The sequence below is a fragment of the Mesorhizobium sp. M4A.F.Ca.ET.020.02.1.1 genome (assembly GCF_004022645.1).
In the GTDB taxonomy this organism is placed as follows: Bacteria; Pseudomonadota; Alphaproteobacteria; order Rhizobiales; family Rhizobiaceae; genus Mesorhizobium.
This window is the reverse complement of the sequence record NZ_RZOI01000675.1, coordinates 1-3,243: the sequence shown is the minus strand read 5'-3', so window position 1 is coordinate 3,243 and position 3,243 is coordinate 1. Positions and strand designations below refer to the sequence as shown.

The 3,243-nt window shown below is 64.7% G+C and carries 2 protein-coding genes; one reads left to right on the top strand and one right to left on the bottom strand.

The window, feature by feature from the left end; genetic code table 11:
- Positions 1–2,609, bottom strand: a 2,609-nt coding sequence (gene leuS / locus EN742_RS29110; protein WP_128333567.1) for a leucine--tRNA ligase, incomplete at its 3' end; no start/stop codon positions are given.
- Positions 2,610–2,756: 147 nt separating this feature from the next.
- On the opposite strand from leuS, the gene EN742_RS29105 reads away from it, so the two are divergent.
- Positions 2,757–3,243, top strand: a 487-nt coding sequence (locus tag EN742_RS29105) for a YggS family pyridoxal phosphate-dependent enzyme (protein WP_128333566.1), incomplete at its 3' end; no start/stop codon positions are given.

The following is a 3,243-nucleotide window of genomic DNA, read 5'->3' as shown; positions in this document are numbered from 1 at the left end:
ATCCTCTGCGGCACGATGATCACCTTGCGGGGCGCCTTACCTTCCAGCGCTTTCTGCACGAAGTCGAGGGCCAGCACCGCTTTTTCGACCGCACCTTGGTCCGCGTCGCGGGCAATTGTCAAATCCCCGCGCTTCTTGCCGTTGACCTGCACCGGCAGCACGATCTCGTTGTCGACGACGAGCGCCGGATCGAAGACCGGCCATGGCCGTTCGGCGACCATTTCGGTGCCGCCCAGCGTCTCCCAGCACTCCTCGGCCAGATGCGGCATGACCGGCGCTATCAGATGCACTAGGATCTCCACCGCCTCGCGGCAGGCGCCTTTCAGCGCCGCATCGGCCTTGCCTTCTGCCGCCTCGTTGAGCGGCGTGGTCAATGCATTGGCCAGCTCGTAGATGCGGGCTATGGCGCGGTTGAAGCCGAGCTTCTCGATATCCTCGCCGACCGCCTTGAGGATTTTGTGCGCGGCCTTGGAGACAGCGCCCGCCTCGCCCTCCCGCGCCGCCTCTGGCTTGACGCCGGCCAGCGATTCGGCCGCGATCGACACCAGGCGCCAGATGCGCTGGACGAAGCGATGCGCGCCGGCGGCGCCGTCGTCGGTCCATTCGACGTCGCGCTCGGGCGGCGAATCCGACAGCATGAACCAGCGCGCGGTATCGGCGCCGTAGCCGTCGGTGATCTCTTCCGGGCTCACCGTGTTCTTCTTCGACTTCGACATCTTCTCAAGCGGGCCGATGACGGCCTCCTCGCCGGTGGCGATGTCGACGGCGCGGCGCTTGCCGCCATCGTCCTCGAGCCTGACTTCGCTCGGCGACAGCCAGCGTCCGTTGTTGGACGGGCCGCCGACACGGTAGGTCTCATGCACCACCATGCCTTGCGTGAACAGGCCCTTGAACGGCTCGGCGAGATCGAGATGGCCGGTCTCGCGCATGGCGCGGGTGAAGAAGCGCGAATAGAGCAAGTGCAGGATCGCGTGCTCGATGCCGCCAATATATTGGTCGACCGCCAGCCACTCATTGGCCGCCTTCGGGTCGGTCGGATCGTTGGCCCAGGGCGCGGTGAAGCGCGCGAAATACCAGGACGAATCGACGAACGTGTCCATCGTGTCCGTCTCGCGCCGCGCCGGCTTGCCGCATTGCGGGCAATTGACGTGCCGCCAGGTGGGGTGGCGATCGAGCGGGTTGCCCGGCCGGTCGAACTCGATGTCGTCGGGCAGCTTGACCGGCAGGTCGGCCTTCGGCACCGGCACCACCCCGCAATCCTCGCAATGGATCATCGGGATCGGGCAGCCCCAATAGCGCTGGCGCGAAATGCCCCAGTCGCGCAGGCGGAAGTTCACCTTGCGCTCGGCCATCGGCCGGTTACCGATTGTCTTCTTTTCCAGAAGCCTGGCCACCTCGTCGAAGGCCTTCTCCGGCTTCATGCCGTCGAGGAAGCGCGAATTGATCATCACGCCGTCGTCGACATAGGCCTCCTCGATGATCTGGAAGGTCTTGGCGTCGCCGCCTTCCGGCATCACCACCGGGATCACCGGCAGGCCGTATTTGTTGGCGAAGTCGAGGTCGCGCTGGTCGCCGGACGGGCAGCCGAAGATGGCGCCGGTGCCGTATTCCATCAGCACGAAATTGGCGACATAGACCGGCAGCGTCCAGTTCTCGTCGAACGGATGGACGACGCGGATGCCGGTGTCGAAGCCCTTCTTCTCGGCCGTCTCCAGCGCCGCCACCGAGGTGCCCATGTGGCGGACCTCGTCGATGAACTTGGCCAGCTCGACATTATCCTCGGCAGCCTTCTTGGCCAGCGGATGGTCGGCGGCGACCGCCATGAACGAGGCGCCGAAGATAGTGTCCGGCCTGGTCGTGTAGACCTCCAGCTCATGCTCGCCGGCGACCGGCTTGGCCAGCGGCCAGCGGATCAGCAGCCCTTCCGAGCGGCCGATCCAGTTGTGCTGCATCAGCTTGACCTTCTCCGGCCATTCGTCGAGGCCTTCGAGCGAATCCAGCAGGTCCTGCGCGAAGTCGGTGATCTTGAAGAACCACTGCGTCAGTTCCCGCTGCTCGACCAGCGCGCCGGAGCGCCAGCCGCGACCGTCGATGACCTGCTCGTTGGCGAGCACCGTCATGTCCTCCGGGTCCCAGTTGACCTTGGAGGATTTGCGCGTCACCAGCCCCTTCTCGACGAAGTCGAGGAACAGCATCTGCTGGCGGTGGTAGTAGTCGACGTCGCAGGTGGCGAACTCGCGCGCCCAGTCCAGCGACAGGCCCATGACCTTGAGCTGCTCGCGCATGGTGGCGATGTTCTCATAGGTCCAGTCCTTGGGGTGGACCTTGTTCTGCATCGCCGCGTTCTCGGCCGGCATGCCGAAGGCATCCCAGCCCATCGGGTGCAGCACGTTAAAACCCTTGGCGCGCTTGTAGCGCGCCACGACGTCGCCCATCGTATAGTTGCGGGTATGGCCGATATGGATGCGCCCCGACGGATAGGGGAACATCTCGAGCACGTAGTATTTCGGCTTCGGATCGGCGTTGTCGGCCTCGAACAGCTTCTTTTCGGCCCAGGCCTTCTGCCATTTGGGCTCTGACGCGCGCGGATTGTATCGTTCGGTTGCCATCGGATGTTTTTCACTTAAAAGCTGGCACGAACCGCGGGGCAATGCCCGGCGGCCCAGGAAAATGTCGTCGCGGTGTTCATCATGGATTGCCGGACCCGTCAACTGCGGCGAGCCGGCGAGGACCAAAACTACAGGCAGGATATGGGCATGACGAGCGCCGTCGAACAGCTTTTTGCCGTCAAGGCAAGGATTGCCGCCGCCGAGCGCGAGGCCGGCCGCGACCAAGGCGCGGTCACGCTGGTGGCGGTGTCGAAGACCTTCGAGGCCGCATCGATCAGCCCGGTCATCGAGGCCGGCCAGCGCGTCTTCGGCGAAAACCGCGTGCAGGAAGCGCAAGGCAAATGGCCGGCGCTGAAGCATCTATTTCCCGGCATCGAATTGCATCTGATCGGTCCGCTGCAGTCGAACAAGGCCAGGGAAGCGGTCACGCTGTTCGACGTCATCGAGACCGTGGACCGCGAGAAGATCGCCGCCGAACTCGCCAAGGAGATGGCGAGACAGGGCCGGACACCAAAACTCTACGTTCAGGTCAACACCGGCTCGGAGCCGCAAAAGGCCGGCATCGAGCCGCGCGAGGCGGTCGCCTTCGTCAAGCGCTGCCGCGAGGTCCACGGCCTCGCGGTCGAAGGCCTGA